We start from the raw sequence: 320 nt of genomic DNA on the forward strand, positions 1-320 counted from the left end.
ACCTCCTTATACGAAGATATCTTTGATGAGTACCCACACAGATTGATTAGGTTTAGAAAAGTTAAGAGACGATATTGGGTCTGTAGCTCAGCTGGTTAGAGCGCTCGCCTGATAAGCGGGAGGTCGGTGGTTCAAGTCCACTCAGACCCACCAATATCGACCTAGATGGGGCTATAGCTCAGCTGGGAGAGCGCCTGCCTTGCACGCAGGAGGTCTGCGGTTCGATCCCGCATAGCTCCACCATCTTTAAGCGTTCTTGTTCGACAAAAAGTCTTACGAGAGTCTTTAAAAATGGTTCAATTTATTGAATCAAGCTCTTT

Annotated in this window: 2 tRNA genes; both read left to right on the top strand. The window is 46.9% G+C overall.

From position 1 onward, the window contains the following. Positions 1 to 76 precede the first annotated feature (76 nt). A tRNA-Ile gene (locus AB4375_RS21595) sits at positions 77 to 153 on the top strand. A gap of 14 nt (positions 154 to 167) precedes the next feature. Then, positions 168 to 243 (top strand) — tRNA-Ala (locus AB4375_RS21600). The last annotated feature ends 77 nt before the right edge of the window (positions 244 to 320 follow it).

The organism is Vibrio sp. 10N.261.51.C6, assembly GCF_041471785.1.
GTDB lineage: Bacteria > Pseudomonadota > Gammaproteobacteria > Enterobacterales > Vibrionaceae > Vibrio > Vibrio crassostreae_C.